Annotated in this window: 26 protein-coding genes and 1 riboswitch; of the genes, 12 read left to right on the forward strand and 14 right to left on the reverse strand. The window is 71.0% G+C overall.

Features of this window, described 5'->3' with window-relative positions; translation table 11 throughout:
• Nucleotides 1–69: 69 nt before the first annotated feature.
• The gene (locus ACFYNU_RS12075) at nucleotides 70–645 is read right to left on the reverse strand and encodes a TerD family protein (RefSeq protein ID WP_329077935.1); all 576 of its coding nucleotides are present in this window, start codon (nucleotides 643–645) and stop codon (nucleotides 70–72) included.
• 146 nt (nucleotides 646–791) lie between these two features.
• On the opposite strand from ACFYNU_RS12075, the gene arfB reads away from it, so the two are divergent.
• A complete protein-coding gene (arfB, locus tag ACFYNU_RS12080; RefSeq protein ID WP_356587223.1) occupies nucleotides 792–1,223 on the forward strand; it encodes an alternative ribosome rescue aminoacyl-tRNA hydrolase ArfB in 432 nt (143 codons plus the stop codon).
• A 44-nt stretch (nucleotides 1,224–1,267) separates the two neighbouring features.
• On the opposite strand, the gene ACFYNU_RS12085 is transcribed toward arfB, so the two are convergent.
• Nucleotides 1,268–1,849, reverse strand: a complete 582-nt coding sequence (locus ACFYNU_RS12085) for a flavin reductase family protein (RefSeq protein WP_356587221.1) — start codon at nucleotides 1,847–1,849, stop codon at nucleotides 1,268–1,270.
• Between the two features lie 380 nt (nucleotides 1,850–2,229).
• On the opposite strand from ACFYNU_RS12085, the gene cdgB reads away from it, so the two are divergent.
• Together cdgB and ACFYNU_RS12095 are read left to right on the forward strand one after the other, a co-directional pair.
• Nucleotides 2,230–4,098, forward strand: coding sequence for a diguanylate cyclase CdgB (gene cdgB / locus ACFYNU_RS12090; protein ID WP_356587219.1), 1,869 nt, complete (start codon nucleotides 2,230–2,232; stop codon nucleotides 4,096–4,098).
• A 198-nt stretch (nucleotides 4,099–4,296) separates the two neighbouring features.
• Entirely contained in the window at nucleotides 4,297–5,304 is a 1,008-nt protein-coding gene (locus ACFYNU_RS12095) for a CBM35 domain-containing protein (protein ID WP_356587217.1), read from the forward strand.
• Between the two features lie 91 nt (nucleotides 5,305–5,395).
• Here ACFYNU_RS12095 and ACFYNU_RS12100 read toward each other — a convergent pair whose 3' ends face one another.
• From ACFYNU_RS12100 to ACFYNU_RS12115, 4 genes are all read right to left on the reverse strand, one after another.
• A complete protein-coding gene (locus ACFYNU_RS12100; RefSeq protein WP_356587215.1) occupies nucleotides 5,396–6,274 on the reverse strand; it encodes a class II fructose-bisphosphate aldolase in 879 nt (292 codons plus the stop codon).
• Complete coding sequence (locus tag ACFYNU_RS12105; protein ID WP_356587213.1) at nucleotides 6,252–7,445, reverse strand: 1-phosphofructokinase family hexose kinase; 1,194 nt, start codon at nucleotides 7,443–7,445, stop codon at nucleotides 6,252–6,254. Before ACFYNU_RS12105 ends, ACFYNU_RS12100 begins: the two co-directional genes overlap by 23 nt.
• A 142-nt stretch (nucleotides 7,446–7,587) precedes the next feature.
• Entirely contained in the window at nucleotides 7,588–8,817 is a 1,230-nt protein-coding gene (gene nagA, locus ACFYNU_RS12110) for an N-acetylglucosamine-6-phosphate deacetylase (RefSeq protein WP_356587211.1), read from the reverse strand.
• The gene (locus ACFYNU_RS12115) at nucleotides 8,817–9,710 is read right to left on the reverse strand and encodes an ROK family protein (protein WP_388766044.1); all 894 of its coding nucleotides are present in this window, start codon (nucleotides 9,708–9,710) and stop codon (nucleotides 8,817–8,819) included. Before ACFYNU_RS12115 ends, nagA begins: the two co-directional genes overlap by 1 nt.
• Nucleotides 9,711–9,986: 276 nt before the next feature.
• Between ACFYNU_RS12115 and ACFYNU_RS12120 the strand changes: the two genes are divergently transcribed.
• The 4 genes from ACFYNU_RS12120 to ACFYNU_RS12135 all read left to right on the forward strand — a co-directional run bounded on the left by ACFYNU_RS12120 (nucleotide 9,987) and on the right by ACFYNU_RS12135 (nucleotide 13,883).
• Complete coding sequence (locus tag ACFYNU_RS12120; protein ID WP_356587444.1) at nucleotides 9,987–11,207, forward strand: extracellular solute-binding protein; 1,221 nt, start codon at nucleotides 9,987–9,989, stop codon at nucleotides 11,205–11,207.
• Nucleotides 11,208–11,219: 12 nt separating this feature from the next.
• Nucleotides 11,220–11,504 carry a DUF3263 domain-containing protein gene (locus ACFYNU_RS12125; RefSeq protein WP_356587207.1) on the forward strand — a complete coding sequence of 95 codons (285 nt, stop codon included), beginning with the start codon at nucleotides 11,220–11,222 and terminating at the stop codon, nucleotides 11,502–11,504.
• Nucleotides 11,505–11,552: 48 nt separating this feature from the next.
• A complete protein-coding gene (gene otsB / locus ACFYNU_RS12130; RefSeq protein ID WP_356587205.1) occupies nucleotides 11,553–12,395 on the forward strand; it encodes a trehalose-phosphatase in 843 nt (280 codons plus the stop codon).
• Nucleotides 12,396–12,476: 81 nt separating this feature from the next.
• The gene (locus ACFYNU_RS12135; protein ID WP_356587203.1) at nucleotides 12,477–13,883 is read left to right on the forward strand and encodes an SDR family NAD(P)-dependent oxidoreductase; all 1,407 of its coding nucleotides are present in this window, start codon (nucleotides 12,477–12,479) and stop codon (nucleotides 13,881–13,883) included.
• Between the two features lie 46 nt (nucleotides 13,884–13,929).
• Here ACFYNU_RS12135 and ACFYNU_RS12140 read toward each other — a convergent pair whose 3' ends face one another.
• From ACFYNU_RS12140 to ACFYNU_RS12150, 3 genes are all read right to left on the reverse strand, one after another.
• The gene (locus tag ACFYNU_RS12140) at nucleotides 13,930–15,354 is read right to left on the reverse strand and encodes a trehalose-6-phosphate synthase (protein WP_356587201.1); all 1,425 of its coding nucleotides are present in this window, start codon (nucleotides 15,352–15,354) and stop codon (nucleotides 13,930–13,932) included.
• 67 nt (nucleotides 15,355–15,421) lie between these two features.
• Nucleotides 15,422–15,571: a hypothetical protein gene (locus tag ACFYNU_RS12145; RefSeq protein ID WP_356587199.1), complete on the reverse strand. Its 150-nt coding sequence runs from the start codon at nucleotides 15,569–15,571 to the stop codon at nucleotides 15,422–15,424.
• A 48-nt stretch (nucleotides 15,572–15,619) separates the two neighbouring features.
• The gene (locus tag ACFYNU_RS12150) at nucleotides 15,620–16,561 is read right to left on the reverse strand and encodes a glucosyl-3-phosphoglycerate synthase (protein ID WP_356587197.1); all 942 of its coding nucleotides are present in this window, start codon (nucleotides 16,559–16,561) and stop codon (nucleotides 15,620–15,622) included.
• A 117-nt stretch (nucleotides 16,562–16,678) separates the two neighbouring features.
• Nucleotides 16,679–16,806, forward strand: a riboswitch (SAM riboswitch).
• Nucleotides 16,807–16,821: 15 nt separating this feature from the next.
• Here ACFYNU_RS12150 and thrC point away from each other — a divergent pair.
• The 4 genes from thrC (at nucleotide 16,822) to groL (ending at nucleotide 20,999) form a co-directional block, all read left to right on the forward strand.
• Nucleotides 16,822–18,138, forward strand: coding sequence for a threonine synthase (thrC, locus tag ACFYNU_RS12155; RefSeq protein ID WP_356587195.1), 1,317 nt, complete (start codon nucleotides 16,822–16,824; stop codon nucleotides 18,136–18,138).
• 55 nt (nucleotides 18,139–18,193) lie between these two features.
• Complete coding sequence (locus ACFYNU_RS12160; protein ID WP_023540772.1) at nucleotides 18,194–18,469, forward strand: MoaD/ThiS family protein; 276 nt, start codon at nucleotides 18,194–18,196, stop codon at nucleotides 18,467–18,469.
• A gap of 369 nt (nucleotides 18,470–18,838) precedes the next feature.
• Nucleotides 18,839–19,042: a cold-shock protein gene (locus tag ACFYNU_RS12165; protein WP_005315736.1), complete on the forward strand. Its 204-nt coding sequence runs from the start codon at nucleotides 18,839–18,841 to the stop codon at nucleotides 19,040–19,042.
• A gap of 331 nt (nucleotides 19,043–19,373) precedes the next feature.
• The gene (gene groL / locus ACFYNU_RS12170; RefSeq protein ID WP_023540773.1) at nucleotides 19,374–20,999 is read left to right on the forward strand and encodes a chaperonin GroEL; all 1,626 of its coding nucleotides are present in this window, start codon (nucleotides 19,374–19,376) and stop codon (nucleotides 20,997–20,999) included.
• Between the two features lie 142 nt (nucleotides 21,000–21,141).
• Here the strand turns inward: groL and ACFYNU_RS12175 are convergent, their stop codons facing one another.
• Entirely contained in the window at nucleotides 21,142–21,915 is a 774-nt protein-coding gene (locus ACFYNU_RS12175) for a hypothetical protein (RefSeq protein WP_356587192.1), read from the reverse strand.
• Between the two features lie 72 nt (nucleotides 21,916–21,987).
• Nucleotides 21,988–23,301, reverse strand: coding sequence for an erythromycin esterase family protein (locus ACFYNU_RS12180; RefSeq protein ID WP_356587190.1), 1,314 nt, complete (start codon nucleotides 23,299–23,301; stop codon nucleotides 21,988–21,990).
• 136 nt (nucleotides 23,302–23,437) lie between these two features.
• Between ACFYNU_RS12180 and ACFYNU_RS12185 the strand changes: the two genes are divergently transcribed.
• Complete coding sequence (locus ACFYNU_RS12185; RefSeq protein WP_356587188.1) at nucleotides 23,438–24,418, forward strand: superoxide dismutase; 981 nt, start codon at nucleotides 23,438–23,440, stop codon at nucleotides 24,416–24,418.
• A 144-nt stretch (nucleotides 24,419–24,562) separates the two neighbouring features.
• Here the strand turns inward: ACFYNU_RS12185 and ACFYNU_RS12190 are convergent, their stop codons facing one another.
• The 3 genes from ACFYNU_RS12190 to murQ are packed head-to-tail and all read right to left on the reverse strand — an operon-like array spanning nucleotide 24,563 to nucleotide 26,563.
• Nucleotides 24,563–24,922: a VOC family protein gene (locus ACFYNU_RS12190; RefSeq protein WP_356587186.1), complete on the reverse strand. Its 360-nt coding sequence runs from the start codon at nucleotides 24,920–24,922 to the stop codon at nucleotides 24,563–24,565.
• A gap of 37 nt (nucleotides 24,923–24,959) precedes the next feature.
• The gene (locus tag ACFYNU_RS12195) at nucleotides 24,960–25,568 is read right to left on the reverse strand and encodes a hypothetical protein (RefSeq protein WP_356587184.1); all 609 of its coding nucleotides are present in this window, start codon (nucleotides 25,566–25,568) and stop codon (nucleotides 24,960–24,962) included.
• A complete protein-coding gene (gene murQ / locus ACFYNU_RS12200; RefSeq protein WP_356587182.1) occupies nucleotides 25,565–26,563 on the reverse strand; it encodes an N-acetylmuramic acid 6-phosphate etherase in 999 nt (332 codons plus the stop codon). Before murQ ends, ACFYNU_RS12195 begins: the two co-directional genes overlap by 4 nt.
• Nucleotides 26,564–26,646: the final 83 nt, after the last annotated feature.

A 26,646-nucleotide genomic window follows, 5' to 3' on the forward strand; every position in this document is an offset into this window, starting at 1 on the left:
GCCAGAGGCCCCCGGCGGCAGCCGGGGGCCTCTCGCGCTCAGCTCAGTGGTTCGGGCTGAAGCTCGGACTCAGAGGTTGACGCCGAAGTCCGTGGCGATGCCCACGAGGCCCGAGGCGTAACCCTGGCCCACCGCGCGGAACTTCCACTCGGCGCCGTTGCGGTACAGCTCGCCGAAGACCATCGCGGTCTCGGTGGCGGCGTCCTCACTCAGGTCGTAGCGCGCGATCTCGCCGCCGCCGGCCTGGTTCACGATGCGGATGTACGCGTTGCGGACCTGGCCGAAGTTCTGGCTGCGGGTCTCCGCGTCGTAGATGGAGACGGGGAAGACGATCTTGTCGACGTCCGCCGGCAGGCCCGCCAGGTTGACGTTGATCGCCTCGTCGTCGCCCGCGCCCTCACCGGTGCGGTTGTCGCCGGTGTGGACGATGGTCTGGTCCGGCGTCGACTTGTTGTTGAAGAAGATGAAGTGGCTGTCGGAGACAACCTTTCCACCCGCGTTGACCGCGATCGCCGAGGCGTCGAGGTCGAAGTCCGTGCCGGTGGTGGAGCGGACGTCCCAGCCGAGGCCGACCGTGACGGCTGTCAGGCCCGGTGCCTCCTTGGTGAGCGAGACGTTGCCGCCCTTGGACAGGCTTACAGCCATGGGGATGGTCCCTTTCGTTGCTACGAGCTCGTGTGCGGGCTTCGATCGGCTTCCGAAGCTACCGTCACCCCGCATAACGCAGACAGAGGACTCAGAGGTTCCTTAACGCCTTTGATTTGTCTGTGCGGACACGGGACGATGGACACATGTCCGGGTCCCCGCACGTCATCCGCGGCTCCGTCTCCCTTCCGGAGGCCGAGCTCATGTGGCGTTTCTCGCGCTCGTCGGGACCTGGCGGACAGCACGTCAACACCAGCGACTCGCAGGTGGAGCTGCGCTTCGACCTCGGTAAGACGGAAGCACTGCCCGAGGTGTGGAAGGAGCGGGCGCTGGAGCGGCTCGGGAGCCGGCTGGTGGGCGGGGTCGTGACCGTACGGTCGTCCGAACACCGTTCCCAGTGGCGCAACCGCGAGACGGCCCTGGTCCGGATGGCGTCACTGCTCGCCGAGGCGACGGCTCCGCCGCCGCGTCCGCGCCGGGCCACGAAGATCCCGCGCGGTATCAACGAGCGCAGGCTGCGGCAGAAGAAGCAGCGCGCGCAGACGAAGCGCGGGCGCAACGGCCGCGACTGGTCGTAACCCGCCTCCTTAAGAAGGCGCGCTCCCCACAACGCCCCGTCGGCTCAGCTCTGCCCCAACTGCCGGTATTTCCCACGGAAGTACGCCAGCGGCCCCGCGTCCCCCGATCCGCCCGGCACGGACGCCGTCAGCACCCGTCCCACCACCAGCGTGTGGTCACCGGTCACGATCCGCTGCTCCGTACGGCACTCCAGCACCGTCAGCGCGCCGTCGATCAGCGGCGCCCCGCTCGCCTCGCCGCGCCGGTGCGGCACGTCCTCGAAGAGCAGCCGGTCGCTGATGCGGCCCTTCATGGCGAAGCGCCCGGCGATCTGCACCTGGTTCTCGGAGAGCATCGACGCGGCCCATCTCGGCTGCTCGTCCAGCAGGTCGTCCATCCGGGAGCCGGTCCGCAGGCTCACCACCACCAGAGGCGGGTCCAGGGACACGGACATGAAGGACGTGGCCGTCATTCCCGCGTCCGCGCCGTGCGGGCCGTCGTCCGGGTCGTGCGCGGTGACCAGCACCACCCCGGCGGCCAGCCGGGAGAGCGCGGCACGGAACTCGTCGTTACTCACTCCCTCAGGATGGGGGACGGCCTCGGGAGCGGCGGCCTCGGTACTCGGGGCGGTTGTCTTCTGCAGCACGTCGTCCACGCTAGCTCCGGGGGTGGCGCGTCCGCATCGGGCCACAGGACCAGCCAGGACCTAGGTCCAGCGGGACGGAAACGGAACGTATGGGGCTCCCACGGCCCCGCGCGCCGTAGTGCGCGCTGACAATGCGCCCCTCCGCGCGCCCCCTGCCGCACGACTCCGACCTCGATATTTGCGTTCATGAAAGGTCGAGAGCGCTCCCACGCCCCCACCCAACCCTCCCTCCCCATATGTGACTTGGCTCACAGGGCCCAGGAATTGTTGACCCTGTGTACCGAGTGCACAGCTCGCTGTGATTCAGTGGCCGGGATACCGCATCAAGCGAGCCGATAAGAATTCTGGAGTTGCTGTCGAGGTCTCGGGGAGAGCGAACGATGGAGACCGAGTCGGAGCCGTACGTCCGCCTTGCGACCCTGCGGCAGCTGCACGACGTGGTCGGGGAGCTCAACACCGCGCGCAGCCTGGCCGACACCCTTCAGACAGTTGCCGACGGCATAGTCAAGGGTCTGGGCTACGAGCTGGCCTGCGTCAATCTCGTACAGCCCGACGGTGACCTGGTCGTCGCCGCCTTCTCGGGCAACGCCGCCGCCGAGGCACTGATCACCGGCCGCGTCGGCGCGCGCGCCTCCTGGGAACGCCGGCTCAGCATGGGCGAGAGCTGGGGTGAGCTGCGGTACATCCCCCACACCGAGGGCTGGATCCTGCTGGAGGACGACGTCCCGCAGTGGTACACCGAGGGACCCGATCCGCGGTTCGAGGACGAGTGGCACCCGCAGGACCGCCTCTACGCACCCATGTACGCCCCTGGGGGCGGCCGGGAGCTCCTCGGGGTCATATCCGTCGACCGACCGCGTGGCGGGCGCCGTCCGGGCCCCTGGGGGCGTGAGGCGCTCCAGATGTACGCGTCCCAGGCCGCCATTGCGATAAGCAACGCCCGCCTCAGAGCAAACATGCAGCGCGCGCTGGTCCGGCTGGAGCGTGAGCAGCAGGCGCTGCGGGCGAGCGAGGAGTCCTTCCGGCAGGCGTTCGAGTACGCGCCCAGCGGGATGGCCATCGCCGAGATGGGCGGGGACCAGCACGGCAGGCTGCTGCGGACGAACGACGCGCTGTGCCGGCTGCTCGGCCGGTCCGCCTCCGCGATCCGCCGCTACTCCTTCTCCGACCTCGTGCACCCCGAGGACATCGGCACCCTGCTGCGTACCTCCGCCGAGGGCGGACGCGCCGAACTGCGCCTGGCGCGACGGGACAACACCTATGTCTGGGTGTCGCTGCGCAACTCCGTCGTCGCCGACACCACCGACGGCCCCCGCTTCCTCCTCACCCATGTCGAGGACATCGAGGAGCGCAAGCGCAACGAACTCCAGCTCGCCCACCGCGCCTCGCACGACTCCCTGACCGGCCTGCCCAACAGCGCCGAACTGCGCGCCCGTCTCAGCGCCCGCCTCTGCGAGCGACCGGGCGCGATATCGGTGCGGGAGTCGGCTGTGCAGGCCGTGGACAAGGCGTTCGGCGGGTACGAGGGCGGGTACGGCGGCGCGGGCAACGGCACCTACGACGAAGGCGGTTACGGGGGCGTCGTCCCGTACGGCCAGGGGCCCGGCTACCACGGGACCAGCGGCGCCGGGTACGCGCCCGTCCCCAGTTCCCCCGGCTCCGGCTACGAGCCGTACGAGCCCTACAAGCCGCCGTACGACCCCCACGGGTCGTACGAGTCCTACGACCCGTACGCGGACCCCACCGGCGAGCGCGCCTTCCAAGGAGACGGCTTCGACCCGTCCTCCGGTGTCCCGCCCCTCGACCACCATGTGCACACCGTCGCGCCGGGCGCCGACCCCGACGACGGGAGCAAGGGTCTCGCCGTCCTCTTCTGCGACCTCGACGGTTTCAAGTCGATCAATGACCGTTTCGGCCATAACACCGGCGACGCCGTGCTCATCGAAGTCGCCCGCAGGCTCAACACCGGCGTACGGGACGGCGACACCGTCGCCCGTCTCGGAGGTGACGAGTTCGTCGTCCTGGCCGACGGCCTCGGCGCGACGGACGCCGCTGACCTGGCGGTTCGGCTGCGGAACGCGATCATCCCGCCCATCAGGGTGGACGGGCGGGCGGTCCGGGTGGGCGCCAGCTTCGGTATCGGCTGGGCGAGTTGCGGCATGACGGTCGAGGAAGTGCTCAAATCCGCGGACCAGCGCATGTACATCGAGAAGCGTTCGAGGAAAACCGTCCACCGCCGGGCGGGATAACGTCGACGGGGCGCGTTCGGGGCCGCCGTGTCCTATCTCTCTGTACGACGGCTCCTCGCTGTCCACCGATGTCCACCGATGTTCACCGGGGAATGGGGCAACCGCCCACTCCCGTCAAGGCCCGTCCGTATGCTTGCCCAATCGAGGTAGGCTCGGCCGGTCGGCGACGCTGGCGAGATGGTAAGGAGTGACCCAGGGATGACGGCCGGGAACAACGGCGCGAGTAAGCCCGAGGACGACGATCCGTTCGGCTATCTGTACGAGGACGGACAGACGGCCGCGAACGGTGCGCAGGCCCGGCGCGGCGGCTACGGCTACCCCGGTCCCGCTTCCCAGCCCGGTGTGCCCAGAACGTCGTACAACCAGGTCAGGACCGTCGGCGAGCGCCAGTACGGCCAGGTCCCGCAGCAGCAGCCCTACGGGCAGCAGCCTCAGTACGGAGGCCAGCAGCAGGGTCAGCAGCAGTACGGCCAGGCCCCCTACGGTCAGTCCCCCGACGCGCGCTACGCGGCTCCCGAGACCGGCGGTGCCACCACCCGTACGGTCCCCGCCCAGCGAGGTGGCGGCGGCGGTCGTGGCAACGGCGGCGGACCCAACACGAAGGGCCTGCTGATCGGCGCGGTCGCCGTCGTGGCGGTCGTCGTGATCGGCATCACCGCCGCCCTCCTCACCAACGGTGACGACTCCAAGAACGCCGACGGCGGCCCGACGGACGGCCCGACCACGGGCGAGTCGGTGGCCCCGAGCGAGGACACCGGCAACGCCCCGGCGGACGAGGAGCCGGTCGAGCTTCCCAAGCAGGACGCGGCGACGCTGAAGCTCGGGGCGCCGGCGGTGCTGGCGAAGGACATCAAGGGCGCGAAGGGCGCGGACGGCGCGTATGTGACGGGCTTCAACGCGGTCGGCGCCTCCGTGACCTGGACGGCCGACATCTCGGAGGCCGGGGAGTACGCGCTCAATGTGCGCTACGCCATCCCGGCCAAGGACGCCAACGCGACGCTGACGGTCAACGGCAAGGCCAACAGCTCGCCGCTCGGCCTGAAGAACTTCATCAAGTCGGACGACCCCAACTGGGAGAAGAACTGGCAGACCACCTGGGCGCCGGTCAACCTCCAGCAGGGGAAGAACGAGATCAAGATCTCCTGCGAGGAGGGCAATCAGTGCGATGCCATCCTCGACTGGCTCGAAGTCTCGCCGCCCAGGTGATCAGTCCTCGCTGATCAGCTCTCGGTGATCGGCTCTCGGTGATCGGCCCGGCCGACGCCGGGCGCGTCGGTCCCCGTCAGTCGTTCAGCTGTCAGCCGTCGGACCCGCCGATCACCTTCAGGAACGCCGCCACCGTCCCGGTCATCGCCTCGCGAGCCGGGACGAGGTATTTCCGGGGGTCGACCAGCTTCTGATCGGCCGCCAGGGAGGCGCGGACCGCGCCCGTGAAGGCCGTGTTCAGGGCCGTACCGACGTTGATCTTCACCATGCCGGCCGCGACCGCCTGCCGTATCTCCGCGTCGGGCACGCCGGAAGAGCCGTGCAGCACCAGCGGTACGGGGACGGCCCGACGCAGCGCGCCGATCAGTTCGTGGTCCAGGGCGGCGGTGCGGTCCGTCATCGCGTGCGAGGAGCCCACGGCGACGGCCAGCGCGTCGACACCGGTGTCGCGTACGTACGCGACGGCCTCGGCCGGGTCCGTACGGACACCGGGGGCGTGGGCGCCCAGGGGCGGTTCGCCGTCCTTGCCGCCGACCTTGCCGAGTTCGGCCTCGATCCAGATGCCGCGCGCGTGGCCCCACTCGACGGCCTCGGCGGTGGCGGCGACGTTCGCCTCGTAGGACAGTTTCGACGCGTCGAACATCACCGAGCTGAAGCCCTCGCCGTCGGCGGCGCGCAGCAGGTCGGGCGATTCGACGTGGTCGAGGTGGAGCGAGAGCGGCGCCGTCGAGGCGCGTGCGACGGCGGCGGTGGCGGCGGCGATCGCGGTCAGCCGGCCGCCGTGGAACTTCACGGCGTTCTCGGAGATCTGGAGGATCGCCGGGCGGCCCGCCCGTTCGGCGCCGGCGGCGATGGCCTCGGCGTGCTCCAGGGTGATGACGTTGAACGCGGCGATGCCGTACGGGGGTTGGTCCCCGCCGCCTCCGGCCGACGCGGCGGAGACGAGTTCACCGGTGCTGACGAGTGGCATGTGATCCCTGTTCTGGCTGACTGGACAGTTCCGTGACGGCTTCCGTGACGGCGACCCGCGGCAGCAGATCCGCGTACGCCTCCCGGTCGAACTCGCCCGCCGCCGGAGCGAGGACCGTCGCGGCGGACAGCGCGACCGCCCTCGCGAGGCGCTCGGGCCACGGCAGCCGCTCCACGAGCCCCGACAGCAGTCCGGCCACCGCCGAGTCGCCCGCGCCCGTCGGGTTGCCCCGTACGGCCGTCGGCGGGGCCGCCCGCCACGAACCGTCCGGCGTCACGGCGAGCATCCCGGCGGCGCCGAGCGAGGCGACCACGGCCCGGCCGCCGCGCCTGCGCGCGTCCCGGGTCGCGCGCAGCGGCTCGCGTGAGCCGGTGAGCTGCGCGAGTTCGTCGGCGTTGGGCTTCACGAGGTCGGGGCGGGCGGCGATGCCCCGGCGCAGCGGTTCGCCGCTGGTGTCGAGCAGCACGGGCAGGCCGGCGGCCCGTGCGATGCGCACCAGTTCGGCGTAGGCGCCGACGTGGATACCGGGCGGCAGGCTGCCGCACAGCGCCACGGCGTCCGCGCGGGCGGCGAGCCCTTCGTAGGAGGTGAGGAACGCGGCCCACTCGGCGGGGGTGACGGTCGGGCCGGGCTCGTTCAGCTGAGTCGTGTCGCCGGTCGTCTCGTCGACGACGGCGATGGTGCGGCGCGTGGTCCCCGCGATGGGCACGAGCGCGTCGGTGATGAGCGCGTCGGTGACGAGCGCGCCGGTCGCGGGAGTGTCGGTCATGGGAGCGTCGGCCGTCGGAGGTTCGGTCGCGGGCGCCCCGCTCACGCTCGGGTCCGTCCGGCGCTCGTACGCCAGGCGCTCGTCGGTCAGGCGCGCGTCCGTCAGACGTTCGTCGGTCAGGCGCGCATGGGCCGACGGCGCGTGTGCCGTCGCCGCGTCGGCGGGGCGCGCGGCCGGTGGCTCGGCGGTCAGCAGTTCACGCAGCGCGTCCCCGGTCCGCCCCCCGACGAACCCGGTCACGACGGTCTCGTGCCCGAGCGCCGCCAGCACGCGCGCGACGTTGATCCCCTTGCCGCCCGCCCGCTCGGACACCTCGGCGACGCGGTTGGTGGCGTGCGGGGTCAGCGCGGCGGTGCGGTAGGTGATGTCGAGGGCGGTGTTGAGCGTGACGGTGAGAATCATGCGCCGTGCCGCCTCCCTCGGGGATGTGTGAGTGGCGGAGCGGGCCCTCGCCGCGCGGCTGCCCGCTCCGTACCAGCCCCGATCATGTCAAACGGGGAGCGGACAGCCCAGGGTGAGCTCCCGAAATGCCCTCGGCCTCCCCTCAGCCCAGTTGGGGCCTGACCACCCAGTCGCCCCGGCGCAGCACTCCCACGATCGTGAAGTCCGCGTCCAGGATCACCAGATCCGCGTCCTTGCCCGGCTCCAGGGAGCCCACCCGGTCGTACACGCCCAGCAGCTTCGCCGGGTTCGCCGAGATCGCGCGGACGATGTCCGTCACCGGCAGGCGGTCGACCGTCGCCGCGCGCTTGAAGGCCGTGTCGAGGGTGAGCGTGGAGCCCGCGATCGAGCCGCCCACCGCGAGCCGCGCGACGCCGTCCTTGACCTCGACCTCCAGCGGGCCGAGCTGGTAGACGCCGTCGCCGAAGCCGGCCGCGTCCATCGCGTCCGTGATGAAGGCGACCCGGTCGGCGCCCGCGCGGTGGAACGCCAACTCCAGGGCGGCCGGATGCAGATGCGTACCGTCGTTGATCAGCTCGACGGTGATCCGCTCGTCCTCCAGCAGCGCGGCGATCGGCCCCGGCGCGCGGTGGCCGAGCGGTGGCATCGCGTTGAACAGGTGCGTCGCGACGGTGGCGCCCGCGTCGATGGCCTCGACGGTCTGCTCGTACGTCGCGTCCGTGTGCCCGATCGCGGCGATCACGCCGTGCTCGACCAGCAGTCGTACGGAGTCGATGCCGCCCGGCAGCTCGGTGGCGAGGGTCACCATCCGCGCCGTGCCACGGGCCGCGTCGAGGAGCTTGCGCACCTCGGCCGGGTCCGGGTCGCGCAGCAGCGCCTCGCTGTGCGCGCCCTTGCGGCAGGGCGAGATGAACGGGCCCTCGAAGTGGACGCCGGCCAGATCGCCCTGCTCGACCAACTCGGAGAGGAATCCGGCACGTTGGGCGAGAAAGTCCATCTCGCCGGTGACCGTGGAGGCGATGAGCGTGGTGGTGCCGTGCTCCTGGTGCGTACGTACACCCTTGAGGACCTCGTCCACGCCGCCCGAGGTGAAGGACGCGCCGCCGCCGCCGTGGTTGTGCATGTCCACGAAGCCGGGCACCACCCAGTGGCCGGTCAGATCGAGCACCGTAGCGCCCGCGGCGTCCGCGGCGCCCGCGGCGTCGTGTTCGGCCTCTCCTCCTACGGAGGCGGTTCCCGCGGAGGCGATCCCGCCGTCTCCTACGGAGGTGATCCGGCCCGCCTCGACCCTCACCCGGCCGTTCTCCACCACCCCGGTCGGCAGCACCACCCGGGCACCGGCGAGAACCGTACTTTCGGCGCGTGCGGCCATCAGGCGGATACCTCCGTGGAGAGAAGATCCCAGGCGAGCAGCCCCGCGCCCAGGCATCCGGCGGTGTCCCCGAGGGCCGCCGGGACGATCTCGGGCAGCTTCTGGAACGTCGCCCGCTCCTTGACCGCGACCCTCAGGGGGGTGAACAACGTTTCCCCGGCCTCGGCGAGACCGCCACCGATGATCAGCATTCGGGGGTCGAGCAGGGTGAGCGCGGTGACCAGTCCGGCGGCGAGCGCGTCGACGGCGTCCGCCCAGACGGCCTCCGCCCTCGGGTCCCCGGAGGCGACGGCCTTCGCGCAGTCGGCCGCGTCGGCCCCGGGATCGCCGCTGGCCGCCGCCCAGGCGCGGGTCACGGCCGCCGCCGACGCGAGCGTCTCCATGCAGCCGGTCTGCCCGCAGCTGCACAGGGGCCCGTCGGGCCGGACGACGACGTGCCCGATCTCACCGGCGTAACCGTGCGCGCCGGCCTCGATGGTGCCCTCGATGCCGATGGCGCCCGCGATGCCGGTGCCGAGCGGTACGAAGAAGAACCGGTCCGCGCCCTTGCCCGCGCCGAGCCGCCCCTCGGCGAGCCCGCCGGTGCGTACGTCGTGGCCGAGCGCGACCGGTACGCCGCCGAGCCGGGTACCGAGCAGCTCCCGCAGGGGTACGTCGCGCCAGCCGAGGTTCGCCGAGTACAGCGCGATCCCGCGCGCCGCGTCGACGATGCCCGGCACCGCGACCCCGGCGGCGACCGCGCTCTCGCCGAAGTGCTCGATGCCGTAGGCGCGCAGATCCGCCGCGAAGCCGAGGATGGTCTCGACGGTCGCGTCGGGGCCGCGCTCCCTGCCGGTGGCCCGGCGCGCCTCGTACAGCAGCGCGCCGTCCGTCCCGACCAGGGCGGCCTTCATTCCGGTGCCGCCCACATCCAGGGCGATGACGTGTCTCACGAGCGCATTCTCGCGCGAAAACCCAAGAAAGGTCTAGTCCACTGTGCGGGATTGTTGCCAGCCCATACAAAGCCTTCGTCAAACCTCCGGGTAACGGGAAGTTGCCGAAGCGATACGGGGCTGCTGTAGACCGCCGACAGCACATGGTGGAAAATCGCTCCTCGTCTACTACAAGGGTGGGAAAGAGTTGTGCAGCAGCGCTTCCTGGGGCATACCGCGGCGATAGCCGCATTGGGCATGACGATGGCGCTGAGCGGTTGCGGCAGCTCCAGCGGATCAGGTGACGTCACCCTGAAAGTCGTCGCGGCGGACTACGGCAACAGTGCCGCCAACAGCTCGGAGAAGTACTGGAACAGCCTGGCCAAGGAGTTCGAGGCCAAGAACCCGGGCATCAAGGTCGACGTCGACGTCCGCTCCTGGAAGACCGTCGACGCCGACGTGGCGAAGATGGTCAGGGACGGCGAGGCGCCCGACATCGCGCAGATCGGCGCCTACGCCGACTACGTGAAGAAGGAAGAGCTCTACAGCGCGGACCAGTTGCTCTCCATACCCACGCAGGCCAACTTCCTCGCCCGCTTCGCCGACGCCGGAAAGGTCGAACAGACCCAGTACGGAATGCCGTTCGTCGCCAGCACGCGCCTGCTCTTCTACAACAAGGGCCTCTTCGCGGCGGCCGGTCTGGACGCGCCGAAGAACTGGGACGACATCAAGTCGGACGCCGAGGCGCTCAAGGAGCAGGACGTACCGACCCCGTTCGCCCTCCCGCTCGGCGCGGAGGAGGCGCAGGCCGAGACCATGATGTGGATGCTCAGCGGTGGCGGCGGCTACACGGACCCGGTCGACGGCTCGTACGCGGTCGACGCGGACGCCAACATCTCGACCTTCGAATGGCTCCAGACGGAGCTGGTCGGCAAGGGCCTCACCGGTGCCGTACCGCCCGGCGAACTGGACCGCGCCGACGCCTTCAAGGCGTTCACCAGCGGCAAGGTCGGCATGCTCAACGGGCACCCGACGATGATGCAGGAGGCCGAGAAGGCCGGCATCGAGCTGGGCATGGTGCCGCTGCCCGGCACCACCGGCAAGTCCAAGGCGACGATGGGTGTCGCCGACTGGATCATGGCCTTCAAGCAGCCCGGTCATCGCGAACAGGCGGGCAAATTCCTCGACTTCACCTTCGAGGACAAGAACGTCATGGACTTCGTCGGACAGTACGACCTGCTGCCCGTCACCTACAGCGCCTCCGAGACGATGGTCGCCGACGACGAGTACAAGGAACTGCGCCAGTTCCTGGAGGCACTGCCGACCGCCGAGCTGTACCCGTTCGGCAAGACGTCGTGGGCGGGCGTCAGCGACGACATCAAGAAGAACATCGGCAAGGCGGTGCAGCCCGGCGCGGTGCCGTCGGAGATCCTGGCGAGGATCGGCCGGGACGCGACGACGGCGGAGAACGCCGAGTAGCGTGTCACCCAAATGACCGCACCCGAGGACAGCTCCCACGCCGAGCACGAGGGGCGCGGTTCCGCCGGACGGTCGGAACTGACCGAGCGGGACCGCGCCGTTCTCGCCGTGGAGCGGCGCTCCTGGCCGGGCCCCGGTGCCAAGGAGCGCGTCATACGGGAGCGGCTGGGCATCTCGCCGACCCGCTACTACCAACTGCTGGGCGCGCTCATCGACGACGCGCTGGCCCTGGCCCACGACCCGGTGACGGTCAACCGGCTGCGCCGCGTCAGGGACGCCCGCCGCGCCCGCCGCTGAGCGGACAGTTCCCCTCCCTGTGTCGGCCCGCGCCGATAGGGTCGGGGCATGGGCAGCCACCCGAACCCCCTGCCGACCCCCGTCACCTCCGCCGGCGCCGACGGCCTGGCCGCGCTTCTGGCCCGGCCGGGGAAGGCCGTCGTCGCGCTCGACTTCGACGGGACGCTCGCCGAGATCGTCCCCGACCCCGAACAGGCCCGCGCGCACCCCGGCGCGGTCCCCGCGCTCGTCGCGCTCGCCCCGCACGTCGCGTCCGTCGCGGTGATCACCGGCCGCCCGGCCGGAGTCGCGGTGCGGTACGGCGGCTTCGCCGGCGTACCCGGCCTGGAACATCTCGTCGTGCTCGGCCACTACGGCGCGGAGCGCTGGGACGCGGTCAGCGGTACCGTACGCACCCCGGCACCGCACCCCGGAGTCGCCGCCGCCCGCGCCGAACTCCCCGGGCTCCTCGAACGGTTCGACGCCTGGCGCGGTACGTGGATCGAGGAGAAGGGCCAGGCCGTCGCCGTCCACACCCGCCGCGCCGCGGACCCCCAGGGCGCCTTCGACGCCCTGCGCGGACCGCTCGCCGACCTGGCGGACCGGCACGGCCTGATGCTCGAACCGGGCCGCCTCGTCCTGGAGTTGCGCCCGCCGGGCATGGACAAGGGCGTGGCCCTGGAGGAGTACGTCCGCGAGGTCGGCGCCGAGACGGTCGTCTACGGCGGCGACGACCTGGGCGACCTCCCGGCCTTCGCGACGGTCGACGCCCTGCGCGCGAAGGGCCACCCGGGCCTGCTGCTGTGCAGCGGTACGGGAGAGGTCCCCGAACTCGCCGAGAAGGCCGACCTGGTGCTGCCCGGCCCGGCGGCGCTGATCGGCTTCCTCGCGTCGGTGGCGGACCGCCTCTGAGCGCCGGGGCGAAACGCGGAAGACACCGCGCGACCGGCTCCCGCATCACGGCCGTTCAGGTGTGAACGGGGGCAAAGATCGATGGACGACGAGCGGATACAGGCGACGCTGGACCTGCTGCGCGAGGCACGGGAGCTGTCGGTCGAGGATCCCCGGCGTGAGCGGCTGGAGCGGGCGGCGAGCGGGCTCTTCCGGGACGGGCGGCGCAAGCGCCGCGCCGCCACGCGCGGGGCCCGCGCGGTGGCCGACGCCGCGATCCAGGCCGGCACCGTCATGGGCGCGCCCGACCGGACGATGGACGCCCCGCTGTCCGCCGCCGAGGGGCACGACGAGCGATCCGCCGACGAGAGACACGACCGGTCCGCCGGGGAGTTGAGCCGACCCCAGCGCTGCTACGTCTGCAAGGACCACTACCGGCGGATCCACCACTTCTACCACCGGCTCTGCCCCGACTGCGCCCGCGACAACCTCGCCCGGCGCGGGGCCCGTACGGACCTCACCGGGCGCCGCGCGCTGCTGACCGGTGGGCGCGTCAAGATCGGTTACCAGCTGGCGCTGATGCTCCTGCGTGACGGCGCCGACCTGACCCTGACCACGCGTTTCCCGCAGGACGCGGTACGGCGCTTCGCGGCGGCCCCCGACGCCGCCGACTGGTGGGACCGGCTGCGCGTCGCCGCGCTCGACCTGCGCGACCCCCGGCAGGTGCTGGCCTTCACCGATCAACTGCTCGCCGAGGCGCGGCCGTTGGACATCCTGATCAACAACGCGGCCCAGACGCTGCGCCGTTCGCCGCGCGCCTACTCCGCCCTGGCCGCCGCCGAGGCGGCGCCGGCGCACCCGGCGCTGTCCGCCGTCTGGACGGCACCCGGCTTCGCCGTCCCCGGCACCGGCGACGGGGAGCTGGCGGCCGGTCCCTGGACCGCCGGGCTCGTGCCGCGTACGCGTGCCGCGGCCACCGCCGTACTGCCCGCCGTCGACGAGGCCGGGCTGCTCACCGAGACCGCCGCCGAGAACTCCTGGACCGCTCGGCTCGGCGGCATCGACCCGGCCGAGATGCTGGAGGTCCAACTCGTCAACGCGGTGGCCCCGTTCCTGCTCGCCGACCGTCTGCTGCCCCTGCTCACGGCGTCGCCGCACCCACGCAGGTATCTGCTCAACGTGTCAGCGGTGGAGGGCCGCTTCACCGTCCGCAAGAAGACGAGCGACCACCCGCACACCAACATGGCCAAGGCCGCCCTCAACATGCTCACCCGCACCAGCGCCGCCGATCTGGCGACGCGCGGCATCCACGCGTGCAGCGTCGACACCGGCTGGGTCACCGACGAGAAACCGCTCCCCGCCAGGGAACGCCACGCCGCCACCGGCTGGCGCCCGCCGCTGGACATCGTGGACGGGGCGGCCCGTGTCTACCACCCGATCGTCCAGGGCCAGGCCGGCCGCCCCGTGCACGGCGTCCTGCTCAAGGACTACCGCCCCGTCGACTGGTAGGCCGGCCACACACAGCCGCCCGCGGCGCCCACCCGGCTCACCCCGCTCACTCCTCCCGCAGCGCGTCCAGCTGGTCCAGGAACCAGCGCTGCGGCGGCAGTGCCGTCGCAGCCGCCGCCAGGCGTTTCGTGCGGGCCGCGCGGTCGTCGGGGTCCATCGTCAGGGCCTCGTGCAGCGCCGCCGCCGTGGCCGACACGTCGTACGGGTTCACCACGAGCGCGTCCTCGCCCAACTCCTCGTACGCGCCGGCCTCGCGCGACAGCACCAGCGCGCAGCCGTTCGCGGAGAGGACCGGGATCTCCTTCGCGACCAGGTTCATGCCGTCGCGGATCGGATTGACCAGGGCCACGTCCGCGAGGCGGTACGAGGCGAGTGAGCGGGCGAAGTCGTCCTTGACGTGCAGCACGACGGGTGTCCAACCGGGCGTCCCGTACTCGGAGTTGATCGCGTCGGCGACCTCCTGCACCCGCGCCGTGTACTCGCGGTAGACGGTGAGGTCCTGCCGGGACGGATAGGCGAACGCCACATGTGTGACCCGCTCGCGCCACTCCGGCCGCTCGGTGAGCAGCTGCCGGTAGGCCAGCATGCCGCGCACGATGTTCTTCGACAGCTCCGTGCGGTCCACCCGCACGATCGCCTTGCGGGGCGCCCCGTCGTGCTCGCCGATCTGCTCACGCAGCTCGGCCAGCCGCTCGTCCACGTCGGGCCGGTTCGCGCGCTCGCGCAGGAAGTCCGCGTCCGCGCCGAGGCCGTGCACGCCGATCCGGGTCTTGCCGGTGCCGCCGAGCAGTTCCGTACAGCAGCCGGTGAAGGCGTCGGCCCAGCGGTGGGTGTGGAACGCGGCGCGGTCGGCGCCGAGGATGCCGCGCAGGAGCTGGCGCCCGATGTCGTCGGGCAGCAGCCGGTAGTAGTCGACCGGCGCCCACGGTGTGTGCCAGAAGATCCCGATCCGCAGATCCGGGCGGAGCGCCCGGAGCATGCCGGGCACCAGCGCCAGGTGGTAGTCCTGGATCAGGACGGCGGCCCCGTCGCCCGCCTCGTCGGCCAGGGCCTCCGCGAAGGCGCGGTTGTAGGTCTCGTACGACGCCCACTGCGCCCGGAACTCCGCGCCGAACGCGGGCTCCAGCGGGGTCTGGTAGAGCAGGTGGTGGACAAACCAGAGGGTGGAGTTCGCGACGCCGTTGTACGCGTCCGCGTAGACCTCCGGCGGGATGTCGAGCATCCTGACCCGCTGCCCGCCCGTGTCGGCGGTGTCCAGCCGGCCGTCGCCGCGCCGGACGGCCTCGCGGTCGCCGTCACCGAGGGCCGCGCACACCCACACGGCGTTCGTGTCGGGGCCGATGGCCGAGAGCCCGGAGACGAGCCCTCCGCCGCCGCGCCCGGACGTGAGGGTCCCGTCCTCGCGGAGCGTGTAGGAGACGGGGCCCCTGTTGGAGGCGACAAGGACCTGGGCGGCTTGCTCGGAGACCATGAGGCGAAACCTAGCCCTTCGCGGAAACGCTCAAACGTACGGTTTCAGGTCGGCGTGGATCAGCCAGTCAGCCACGGCCCCGACCACGGGCCGCCGCCACCGCCACCACCCCCGCCCCGACGAGGGCGAGCGCCATGCCGCCCAGCAGCCAGAGCTGTTCCACGGTCAGGGGAACCACGGCCATTGCCGTCATCGCGGGAAGCGCAGTAATCGACATACCGGGCAATATAGGCAAACCGATACGTAAATCATACGAACATGACGTCTATGCCGCGCGCCGTGCCTCGTACTCCGTGATCTCCCGCATCGGCGGTCGCTCCTCCGTGTCCACCGCGTGCGTACGCGGCTCGAAGCCCCCCTCGCCCCGCTCGAACTGCGTCAGCACTGGCCGCACCAGATGCCCCCGCGACAGCCGCAGCTGCGCCGTCCGGTAGATCGCCGCCGCCATCCGCCCCAGCGCCTGCCCGTCCTGGTGCCGGTGCCTGCGCACCCCCACGTCGACCTGGCCCAGCGCGTCCAGCCCCACCGTGTGCAGCGCGTCCACCAGCAGCCCCAGCTCCACCCCGTACCCCACGGGGAACGGCAGCCGCTCCAGCAGCGAGCGCCGTACCGCGTACTCGCCGCCCAGCGGCTGCACGAACCCCGCCAGCAGCGGCCAGTGCAGATTCAGCAGCGGACGCGCCACCAGCTCGGTCACCCGGCCGCCCTGCCCCGGCTCGTCGCCGAGCGGGCGGTCGTACATCGCCTTGACGAACTGCACGTCCGGCTCGGTCAGCAGCGGGCCCACGATCCCCGACACGAACTCCGCCGAGAAGTCCCTCAGATCCGCGTCCACGAAACAGACGATGTCGCCGCTCGTCACCAGCAGCGAGCGCCACAGCACCTCGCCCTTGCCCGACACCGCCGGCAGTCTCGGCAGGATGTCGTCGCGGTGCACCACGCGCGCCCCGGCCGCCGCCGCCACCTCGGCCGTACGGTCGGTCGAGCCCGAGTCGATCACCACCAGCTCGTCGACGAGCGGCGCCGGGCCGGTCATCAGTTCACGACGGACGACCGACACGATCCGGCCGACCGTGGCCTCCTCGTTCAGGGCCGGGAGCACCACGCTGACCTGCGTGCCCTGCTTGGCGGCGACCAGCCGGTCGACCGGCCGGTCCGCCGCCGACCAGGACCGCCGGGCCAGCCAGCGCTCCACCTCTTGCAGCACGTGATCTCCATCTCGCGGATCGGACGAAGGGCTCAACCGTCCAGGGGTTCGGTTACAGTCTTGAACAACGCGGACGACCGTCGCATGTCGGGGGTCGTCAGGCTGACAATCGAATACCGCTCATCCAGAGGGGCAGAGGGAACGGCCCGTTGAAGCCCCGGCAACCCTCCCGCCGACCGCGAGGTCACGGTGGGGAAGGTGCCAATTCCGTCTTGCGGCGAGATGCGTCGCGAGGAAGATGAGGAAAGGGCCTCGCCTTCATGGCTGTGCAGACTGTTCACAACTCCGACAACTCCGCCGTCACCGCCGCTTCCGACGCCGGCACCGTGGATCTCGGACCCGCCGCCGCCCTCTCGTGCCGCGAATGCGGGGAACGCTTCGAACTCGGCCCGATCTTCGCCTGTCAGAGCTGTTTCGGCCCGCTCGAAGTGGCCTACGACCTGCCGACCGACAGCCCCGACGAGCTGAAGAAGCGTATCGCCGCCGGTCCGGACAACATCTGGCGTTACGCCCCGCTGCTGCCCGTCCCCGCCGACGTCGCGTCGAAGCCGAACATCAACCCCGGCTTCACCAAGCTCGTCAAGGCCGACAACCTCGCCCGCGAGCTGGGCGTCACCGGCGGCCTTTACGTGAAGGACGACTCCGGCAACCCGACGCACTCCTTCAAGGACCGCGTCGTCGCCATCGCCGTCGAGGCCGCCCGCGCCTTCGGCTTCACCACGCTCTCCTGCTCCTCCACCGGCAACCTCGCGGGCGCCGTCGGCGCCGCCGCAGCCCGCGCCGGCTTCCGCTCCTGCGTCTTCATCCCGCACGACCTGGAGCAGGGCAAGGTCGTCATGGCCGCGATCTACGGCGGCGAACTCGTCGGCATCGAGGGCAACTACGACGACGTCAACCGCTTCTGCTCGGAGCTGATCGGGGACCCGCTGGGCGAGGGCTGGGGCTTCGTCAACGTCAACCTCCGCCCGTACTACGGCGAGGGCTCCAAGACCCTCGCGTACGAGATCTGCGAACAGCTCGGCTGGGAGCTGCCCGACCAGCTCGTCGTCCCGGTCGCCTCCGGCTCGCAGCTGACGAAGATCGACAAGGGGCTCAAGGAGCTGATCAAGCTCGGCCTGGTCGAGGACAAGCCGTACAAGATCTTCGGCGCGCAGGCCGAGGGCTGTTCGCCGGTGTCGGTGGCCTTCAAGGCCGGCCACGACGTCGTACGGCCGCAGAAGCCGGACACCATCGCCAAGTCGCTGGCGATCGGCAACCCGGCCGACGGCCCGTACGTCCTGGACATCGCGCGCCGCACGGGCGGCGCCGTGGAGGACGTGGACGACGAGCAGATCGTGGACGCGATCAAGCTGCTCGCGCGGACCGAGGGCATCTTCGCCGAGACGGCGGGCGGGGTGACCGTGGGTGTGACGCGCAAGCTCATCGAGGCGGGTCTGCTCGACCCGGCGCTCACGACGGTCGTGCTGAACACCGGTGACGGGCTCAAGACGCTGGACGCCGTCGCGCCGACGACGGGACCGACCGCGACGATTCCGCCGAACCTCGACGCGTTCCGCGCCGCGGGCCTCGCGCGTTGAGCCTCTCGACACCGTCCAGCAGCACCACCCGCCACTTCCCGGAAGGCAGAAACCGATGAGCGTGAACGTCCGCATCCCCACCATCCTCCGTACGTACACCGGCGGGAAGGCCGAGGTTCCGGCCGAGGGCGCGACCCTCTCCCAGGTCATCGAGTCCCTGGAGACGAATCACCCGGGCATCGCCGCGCGCGTCCTGGACGACACGGGCAAGCTGCGGCGCTTCGTCAACGTGTACGTGAACGACGACGACGTCCGTTTCGAGCAGGGCCTGGAGACCGCCACGCCGGACGGCGCGGGCATCTCGATCATCCCGGCGGTCGCCGGAGGCTGAACAGCACGCACAGTGAACGGTTTTGCCCCCTCCGCAAGAGAAGCGGAGGGGGCAATTCCATGAGGTTGAAGGCGGTACAGTTGGGGTAGCCCCGCCGCCGATCCCGCCGCGACCGTGCCACGCGCATATGAGTTCGCGACAAGATGCGGTCAAAGTGTGGACGCTGTTTGCGCGGTTCCTTGCGCTTTGCCCGGCCCGACTTGCCCCGGTAGCCCGGCAATTCACCTCTTTGCGTGTTCCGCCATGCCCAGAATTCTCGTCCGATTGACCTGTTGCAGAGGGCAGTTGGGCAGATACATTCAGCCGCGGTCGACGCGTTCCGGCGCGAAGTGCGGTCCCGCGCAGGGGCCAGTAATAGGGGAGTTAGGCATGGCTCAGGGCACCGTCAAGTGGTTCAACGCGGAGAAGGGCTACGGCTTCATCGCGGTCGACGGTGGTGCGGATGTTTTCGTCCACTACAGCGCGATCCAGATGGACGGCTACCGCACCCTTGAAGAAGGTCAGCGAGTTGAGTTCGAGATCTCGCAGGGCCAGAAGGGTCCGCAGGCGGACATGGTCAAGCTCGCCGTCTGATCCCGGCGCGATCGGCCAACGACGCACTCACACACGAGGGCCCGTACCCCGGCAAGGGGTACGGGCCCTCGTGCGCGTGCGGTAGGGCGTGCGGTGGCGCGGGCGTGCGCGTCCGGTGGGTCGGTGCGACGACGAGGGGCGCTTGCACTCTCGGGGGTCGAGTGCTAATCATTGGCGTTAGCACTCTGCTAGTGAGAGTGACAACTTATGGACCGGGTCAGCGAGGCCCGAGAGCCTGTGGGGCAAGGAACCGCACGGCTCTCAGGCCGTCCGTCGCGGGCGCCGACACGGTCCGGAGCAATCCACCCCATGTCCGGGAGGACCACTTCACATGGCCAAGATCATCGCGTTCGACGAGGAGGCACGGCGCGGTCTCGAGCGCGGGATGAACCAGCTCGCCGACGCCGTCAAGGTCACCCTTGGCCCCAAGGGCCGTAACGTCGTCCTCGAGAAGAAGTGGGGCGCCCCCACGATCACCAACGATGGTGTCTCCATCGCCAAGGAGATCGAGCTCGAGGACCCGTACGAGAAGATCGGCGCCGAGCTGGTCAAGGAAGTCGCCAAGAAGACGGACGACGTCGCCGGTGACGGTACGACCACCGCGACCGTCCTGGCCCAGGCCCTGGTCCGTGAGGGCCTGCGCAACGTGGCCGCCGGCGCCAACCCGATGGCCCTCAAGCGCGGTATCGAGAAGGCCATCGAGGCCGTCTCCGGTGCGCTTCTTGAGCAGGCCAAGGACGTGGAGACCAAGGAGCAGATCGCTTCGACGGCCTCCATCTCCGCCGCCGACACCCAGATCGGCGAGCTCATCGCCGAGGCGATGGACAAGGTCGGCAAGGAAGGCGTCATCACCGTCGAGGAGTCGCAGACCTTCGGGCTTGAGCTTGAGCTCACCGAGGGCATGCGCTTCGACAAGGGCTACATCTCGGCGTACTTCGCCACCGACATGGAGCGTATGGAGGCGTCGCTCGACGACCCGTACATCCTGATCGTCAACTCCAAGATCGGCAGCGTCAAGGACGTTCTGCCGCTCCTGGAGAAGGTCATCCAGTCGGGCAAGCCGCTGCTGATCATCGCCGAGGACGTCGAGGGCGAGGCGCTCTCCACCCTCGTCGTCAACAAGATCAAGGGCACCTTCAAGTCCGTCGCCGTCAAGGCCCCGGGCTTCGGTGACCGCCGCAAGGCGATGCTGAACGACATCGCCATCCTCACCGGCGGCACGGTCATCTCCGAGGAGGTCGGCCTCAAGCTGGAGAACGCCGGTCTCGACCTGCTGGGCCGCGCCCGCAAGGTCGTCATCACCAAGGACGAGACCACCATCGTCGACGGTGCCGGTGACAGCGAGCAGGTCGCCGGTCGCGTGAGCCAGATCCGCGCCGAGATCGAGAACTCGGACTCGGACTACGACCGCGAGAAGCTCCAGGAGCGCCTCGCGAAGCTGGCTGGCGGCGTGGCCGTCATCAAGGCCGGCGCCGCGACCGAGGTCGAGCTCAAGGAGCGCAAGCACCGCATCGAGGACGCGGTGCGCAACGCCAAGGCGGCCGTCGAGGAGGGCATCGTCGCCGGTGGTGGCGTGGCTCTGCTCCAGGCTTCCTCGGTGTTCGAGAAGCTGGAGCTCGAAGGCGACGAGGCGACGGGCGCCGCTGCCGTCAAGCTCGCGCTGGAGGCCCCGCTCAAGCAGATCGCGGTCAACGCCGGCCTTGAGGGTGGCGTCATCGTCGAGAAGGTCCGCAACCTCAAGATCGGTCACGGCCTGAACGCCGCGACCGGCGAGTACGTGGACATGATCGCCGAGGGCATCATCGACCCGGCGAAGGTCACGCGCTCCGCGCTCCAGAACGCGGCGTCCATCGCCGCGCTGTTCCTCACCACCGAGGCCGTCATCGCCGACAAGCCGGAGAAGGCCGCCGCGGGCGGTGCCCCGGGCGGCATGCCCGGCGGTGACATGGACTTCTGATCAACCTCCGGGTTGATCGCCAGTCCCGCACGGATTGACGTACGACGAACCGAGGGCGGTACTCCCGAGAGGGGGTGCCGCCCTCGGGGCGTTCGCGGGGCCGGACCGGCTCCGGAGCGCGGGACTTGAGCCCCGGGGGCTCTCAGGGCAGCACCGGACCGAAGACCGCGCCCACGCCCACCGCCAGGAACAGCCCCGTGAAGAGCACCATCAGGATGACGCGCGGGATCTCCAGGATCAGCGGCGTCGCCGACGCCATCCGCTTCGGGTCCGTCGGGTCGTAGGCGATCTGAAGGATGTCCGCGTGCAGGGCGCTCTCGTACCGGCGGGTGTGGCCCTGGGCGTCGGTGAAGACGTACACCGACTTCTTGCCCCGCATGCCCGTCGAGCGCCCCTCGACGGTCACGCCGCGCCGCAGCAACACCGCCTTGACGTACAGGCGTTGGAGGGTCTGATACGCGGCGAGGACGCCCAGGCCCAGCGGGAGCAGGCCGATCACCGCGCCGAAGAGCGTCGAGGGGCCGTGGGAGACGACGAGATACGCGACGTACGCGAGGTAGGCGGCGACGCCGGCCAGGAACAGGGCCAGGGAGCTGCGGCGGGTGAACAGCCGGGGTGCGGACGAGGCCTCCGTACGTACGAGGGCGCTGCCGCGCTCGTCGCGTCGCGGCGGCAGCGCGTCGCCGACGCCCGTGACGAACGTGGCGGCGGCCGTCGCGTTGTTGGCCGCGATCGTGTGCACGGCGGCGTCGGTGAGCGTGATCTCGACCGTACGGGCGTGGCCTTCGGCGGTACGTATCGTCCGGATGACCCTCAGCGGGATCGTGGTGCGTTCCTCGGCGCGTTCGATGACGACGGTGTCGCCGGTGAAGGTGGCGGTCGTGCCACGGCTGCGAAGGGTCTGCGGAGACGGCATGCAGTGATGACCACCGGTGGGGGCGGTGGGTTGTACGGTTCTACGGCATTACGGCGTCAGGGCCTTACGGCTTTACGGCCTTACGGGCGGTCGGTACGGGGCGATCGGGCGGGAGTCCGTCGACACCGCCACGTACGCCAGGCCGTCGTACTCCTTCGACAGGCGGACCGGGATGACGTTCGAGCGGTAGAACCAGCGTGTCACCAGCGCCCCGAAGGACCGTGTGTCGTGCGTGGCGTCGGCCCACTCCCGTACGGCGCGCGGCGCGTCGTCGGCGGTGGTCGGGCGCAGGTCCAGTAGATGGTCCGACGGGGTGGCGGCGGCGAGTCGGGACTCCGCCGTGGTGGTGGCGGGGGTGCCGATGGGGTTGCCCTCGGCGATACGGCCCGTCAGGCCGCCGACGCCGCTCCAGGGGCCCGGCCAGACGCGGTGGGCGCGGAAGGAGCCCTCGCCGAAGAGGAGCCCGAGGGCGTAGTACGCGTCCCCGTACCGCTCGCGCAGGTGGCCGCCGAGCGACAGGGGCGCGGAGTCGGTCGTACGGGCCTTCGCGATATGGCTGTTGTGGCCCCAGAGCACCACCTTGGCCGCCGGGTCGTCACCCAGCAGGTCCTCGACCGCCTCGGCCATGTACCGGTCGCGCGCCGCGAGGACCGTCCGTTCCGGGTCGGGGTGCTGCCCGTTCCGCGTCACCAGATCGGCGGCCCGGACCAGGATCCGGGCGTGCCGCACCGCGACGGCCCCGGCCGGGGTGTCCTCGTACCCCCGCACGTACTCCAGCAGGCTCTCCGCCTCGTGCATCAGCCTCTGCCCGGGGTCCGGACGCGACCCCGGATAGGCGGTGGCGAGCACGCCGAGCGTGGAGTGGAGCGCGGGCAGCCGCTCCGGCGCCACGCTCGTCAGGAACGCTTCGAGCACCGCCAGCGAATCCCCGGACCGCTGCGGGTCGACGCCGGCGAACCGGATCTGTTCGTCCGCCGGGCGCCCGTCGTTGTACGCGCGCATCCACTCGATCATGTCCAGGACCTCTTCGGTCCGCCAGGTCCAGAACCCCAGCCCGGTCAGCACCTGCGCGGGGTCGCCGACGCCGCCTCGTACGTAGGCGTCGACGGCCGGACCGGCGGACGCGCTCGCCTCCATGGCCAGCGTCGTGAAGCCCAGCTCCGTCACCAGATACTCCAGCAGCCGGTGCTTGAGCTGGAAGAACTCACGAGTGCCGTGCGTCGACTCGCCGAGCCCCACGATCCGTACGCCGTCGAGGACTTCCTTCAGCGGCTGGAGGTCGGCGGTGGGCGCGCCGGCGGTCAGACCGCCGTGCAGGGGTAGGGCGCTCTGCGACAACCACTCCGTGACCTCGTCGGACATGGTCTCCCGATCATTCGCTGACATGCCGCCGAGGCTACAGCCGGGCGGGAGCCGCTTCCGCACGGGGAACTCCGTGGCGGGTGCGGCGCGTTACGTGCGCATAGCGCACCGGAGTTGTCCCTGTCCCCAGGCACCCCCGAAGCCCCGGAGGCTCGACGTCATGTCTCTGACACCTTCCTCACCTTCCTTCCCGTCCCGCCGGACCGTGCTCGGCGGCGCGGTGGCCGCCGCCACGTTCGCCCTCGGCGCGGGTGCGGCCTCCTCGGCCACGGCCGCTGACCGCTCCCGCCCCACCCGCCCCTCCTGGCCCACCGATTTCCCGCTGCCCAACGGTTTCCGCCCCGAGGGCATCGCCATCGGCAGCGGTCCGTACGCGTACATGGGTTCCCTCGCGGACGGTTCGATCCGCCGCGCCGACCTGCGCACCGGCGAGGGCCGGACCGTCCTGGCGGGCGCGACCGGCGGCGCCGCGACGGGGCTGAAGCTCGACCGCGACGGGCTGCTCTACATCTCGGGCGGCGTGAGCGGCTCCATCCGGGTGCTCGACACCCGTACGAACCGGCTCACCGCCTCGTACCAACCGACCACCGCCGGCTTCGTCAACGACGTGATCCTGTACGGCGACCGGGCCTGGTTCACCAACTCGCACGCCCCCGTCCTCTACACCGTGCCGCGCGGCCGGCGCAGGGTCGGCGGCGCTCTCCGGGAAGTCCCGCTCGGCGGCGAGTGGGAGCAGGCGCCCACCGGCATCAGCGCCAACGGCATCGAGACGACACCGGACGGCCGCGCGCTGATCATCGTCAACAGCCCGATCGGCAAACTGTTCCGGGTGGACCCGAAGACCGGCCACGCCACGCTCATCACCCTCAAGGGCGCGACCGACGTCATCAACGGCGACGGCCTGCTGCGCGTGGGCGACACGCTGTACGTGGTGCAGAACCGGCTCAACCTCATCACCGTGTTCGACCTGGACCGCCGCGCCCGCACGGCGACGCTGCGCCGCTCGATCACCGACCCACGCTTCGACGTCCCGACGACGGCGGCCCGTCTGGGCAACCGCCTCTACCTGGTGAACGCCCGCTTCACGACGCCGCCGACACCGGAGACGACGTACAACGCCGTTGCTGTGCCGCTGCGTTGACGAACACCCGCGGGCAACGGCCGGAGAGCGGCGAGTAGCGCTTCCGGCCACGCCCGCGCCCGCGCTCGTGCCCGCGCCCATGCCCGTGATTGGTCTTGGTGGGCGCGGGGGTGGGTGCGGGCGCCTGGGCGTGGGGGCCTGGCCCTAGTCTGCGGTCCGCTGTCCCAGCACGCAGAATTCGTTCCCCTCGGGGTCCGCGAGTACCACCCACGACTCGTCTCCCCGCTGGCCGACGTCCGCGCGGCGGGCGCCGAGTGCCAGCAGGCGTTCGACCTCCGCGTCCCGGTCGTCGGGGCGGAAGTCCAGGTGCAGGCGGTTCTTGATGCTCTTCCCCTCGGGTACGGAGATGAAGAGCAGGCCGGGCAGTTGATCGGGCGTCGGCCTGATCTCGTACTCCTCGGCCGAGTCGTGCACCACGACCCAGCCGAGCGCCTCGCGCCACCAGCCGCCGAGGGTGGCCGGATCGGCAGCGTCGACGGCGAGTTGTTCCCATTCGAGTGCCATGGGCGGGAGGCTAGCAGGCCGGGGACTCGCTCCCCGGCTAGCGGTGACCGTCGGGTACGGCGCCGTCGTTCGTACGCAGCAGGTACACGCACGTCGCGTACAGCGCCGCCGCCGAGCCGAAGCCCGGAACGGCCGTCCACAGGGCGTCAGTTGAGGTCAGCGGGGCGAGGACCGCCGCGGTCAGGGCTGACGCGCACATCGCCGCGCCCGTCCAGTGGTACGCCCCGACCCCGAACAGACGGGCCAGCGGGAAGAAGTGGATGCCCACCACCGCCGCGACGAACGCCGGGATCGCCTCCGCGTGGTCCGTCGCGACCAGCACGCGGGCGACGGCGAAGATAGCCACCCACTCCACCACGACCACCAGGGCGAAGCCCACGCCCGCCTTCTTCTTGCGGGCCGCCGTCGGTTCGGTGTCCGTCGTCGGGGTGGCCGCCGCCCTGCGGCCCATGCGGGCGCCCAGGACGGCGAACGTGATCGAGACGGCCACACCGATCGCGAACACCGCGCGGCCCGCCGCGACCGGCATGTCCGTGACGCCGCAGGCCATCCAGCCCAGGCCGAAGAACGCCATGACCCCGGCGCCGGTCGCGCGACCGCGCAACTCGGCGCGGGATATGGGGGAGTTGGTGCCGGTGATGGTCACGTGTGCGTGGGTCCCTGTTCGTCGGAGCTGTTGGAGCTGTGGGCACCGTTCGAGCTGTTGGACGCCTGGAGCGCCGCGCGCAGATGGCCGTGCGAGTCCGCCAGCAGGTCCGCCGCCGTGGGGCCGTCCACCGAGCCGAGGATGGTGAGGATCGCGTTCTTGACCTCGCCGTCGGTCGCCGCCAGCGCCGACTCGATCTCGTCGTCCGGCGCGCCCGTCGCGAGCGCGACGATATGACGGGAGCGGGCCCGCAGCTTCTCGTTGGACGCGCGGACGTCGACCATCAGGTTTCCGTACGTCTTGCCGAGCCGGATCATCGTGATCGTCGAGATCATGTTGAGGACCAGCTTCTGCGCCGTACCGGCCTTCAACCGCGTTGATCCCGTGAGCAGTTCGGGACCCACGACGACCTCCAGGCCGTGCTCGGCGGCGGCGGCGAGCGCGCTGTCCGCGTTGCAGGACAGGCCGATGGTGAGCGCCCCCAGGGCGCGCGCGTGCTCGACGGCGCCGACGGCGTACGGGGTGCGGCCGGACGCCGAGATGCCGACGACCGTGTCGTTGACGTCGACCTTCAGCTCGTCCAGGTCCGACGCCGCCAGTTCGGCGGAGTCCTCGGCGCCCTCGACGGACTTGACCATCGCACCGGGGCCGCCCGCGATCAGGCCGACGACTTCCGACGGGTCGGTGTTGAAGGTGGGCGGGCACTCGCTGGCGTCCAGGATGCCCATGCGGCCGGCCGTGCCCGCGCCCGCGTAGATCAGCCTGCCGCCGCGCGCCATCCGCTCGGCGGTGGCGTCGATGGCGGCGGCGATACGGGGGAGCTGCGCGGCGACGGCGGCCGGGACGGTCTGGTCCTCGCCGTTCATGACGCGGGCGATGTCCTCGGTGGAACGGCGGTCGATCTCGGCGAGTTCGGGGCGGAACGCCTCGGTGGTCAGGGTCGCGAGAGTGGCGCGGAGTTCGCCGTACGGGGAGGGGGAAGTGCTGGAGGTCATGGAGAAGCGGCTCTTTCTGGCGAGCTGGCAGAAACCTGAGGAAGCCCCGTTGTCGGTGGTGCGGTGGTGCGGTGGTGCAGTGC

This window comes from Streptomyces sp. NPDC006643 (assembly GCF_042870175.1).
Lineage (GTDB): Bacteria > Actinomycetota > Actinomycetes > Streptomycetales > Streptomycetaceae > Streptomyces.

Excerpts from the sequence above, each read along its gene's own strand:
- ACFYNU_RS12190 (WP_356587186.1), bottom strand. The coding sequence starts at position 24,922 with ATGGCACTCGAATGGGAACAACTCGCCGTCGACGCTGCCGATCCGGCC.
- ACFYNU_RS12075 (WP_329077935.1), bottom strand. The coding sequence starts at position 645 with ATGGCTGTAAGCCTGTCCAAGGGCGGCAACGTCTCGCTCACCAAGGAG.
- ACFYNU_RS12175 (WP_356587192.1), bottom strand. The coding sequence starts at position 21,915 with ATGCCGTCTCCGCAGACCCTTCGCAGCCGTGGCACGACCGCCACCTTC.
- ACFYNU_RS12165 (WP_005315736.1), top strand. The coding sequence starts at position 18,839 with ATGGCTCAGGGCACCGTCAAGTGGTTCAACGCGGAGAAGGGCTACGGC.
- ACFYNU_RS12135 (WP_356587203.1), top strand. The coding sequence starts at position 12,477 with ATGGACGACGAGCGGATACAGGCGACGCTGGACCTGCTGCGCGAGGCA.
- ACFYNU_RS12095 (WP_356587217.1), top strand. The coding sequence starts at position 4,297 with ATGACGGCCGGGAACAACGGCGCGAGTAAGCCCGAGGACGACGATCCG.
- ACFYNU_RS12160 (WP_023540772.1), top strand. The coding sequence starts at position 18,194 with ATGAGCGTGAACGTCCGCATCCCCACCATCCTCCGTACGTACACCGGC.
- groL (WP_023540773.1), top strand. The coding sequence starts at position 19,374 with ATGGCCAAGATCATCGCGTTCGACGAGGAGGCACGGCGCGGTCTCGAG.
- thrC (WP_356587195.1), top strand. The coding sequence starts at position 16,822 with ATGGCTGTGCAGACTGTTCACAACTCCGACAACTCCGCCGTCACCGCC.
- ACFYNU_RS12100 (WP_356587215.1), bottom strand. The coding sequence starts at position 6,274 with ATGCCACTCGTCAGCACCGGTGAACTCGTCTCCGCCGCGTCGGCCGGA.
- ACFYNU_RS12105 (WP_356587213.1), bottom strand. The coding sequence starts at position 7,445 with ATGATTCTCACCGTCACGCTCAACACCGCCCTCGACATCACCTACCGC.
- cdgB (WP_356587219.1), top strand. The coding sequence starts at position 2,230 with ATGGAGACCGAGTCGGAGCCGTACGTCCGCCTTGCGACCCTGCGGCAG.
- ACFYNU_RS12180 (WP_356587190.1), bottom strand. The coding sequence starts at position 23,301 with ATGTCAGCGAATGATCGGGAGACCATGTCCGACGAGGTCACGGAGTGG.
- ACFYNU_RS12140 (WP_356587201.1), bottom strand. The coding sequence starts at position 15,354 with ATGGTCTCCGAGCAAGCCGCCCAGGTCCTTGTCGCCTCCAACAGGGGC.
- otsB (WP_356587205.1), top strand. The coding sequence starts at position 11,553 with ATGGGCAGCCACCCGAACCCCCTGCCGACCCCCGTCACCTCCGCCGGC.
- ACFYNU_RS12125 (WP_356587207.1), top strand. The coding sequence starts at position 11,220 with ATGACCGCACCCGAGGACAGCTCCCACGCCGAGCACGAGGGGCGCGGT.
- murQ (WP_356587182.1), bottom strand. The coding sequence starts at position 26,563 with ATGACCTCCAGCACTTCCCCCTCCCCGTACGGCGAACTCCGCGCCACT.
- arfB (WP_356587223.1), top strand. The coding sequence starts at position 792 with ATGTCCGGGTCCCCGCACGTCATCCGCGGCTCCGTCTCCCTTCCGGAG.
- ACFYNU_RS12185 (WP_356587188.1), top strand. The coding sequence starts at position 23,438 with ATGTCTCTGACACCTTCCTCACCTTCCTTCCCGTCCCGCCGGACCGTG.
- ACFYNU_RS12120 (WP_356587444.1), top strand. The coding sequence starts at position 9,987 with ATGACGATGGCGCTGAGCGGTTGCGGCAGCTCCAGCGGATCAGGTGAC.
- ACFYNU_RS12145 (WP_356587199.1), bottom strand. The coding sequence starts at position 15,571 with ATGTCGATTACTGCGCTTCCCGCGATGACGGCAATGGCCGTGGTTCCC.
- ACFYNU_RS12115 (WP_388766044.1), bottom strand. The coding sequence starts at position 9,710 with ATGAAGGCCGCCCTGGTCGGGACGGACGGCGCGCTGCTGTACGAGGCG.
- nagA (WP_356587211.1), bottom strand. The coding sequence starts at position 8,817 with ATGGCCGCACGCGCCGAAAGTACGGTTCTCGCCGGTGCCCGGGTGGTG.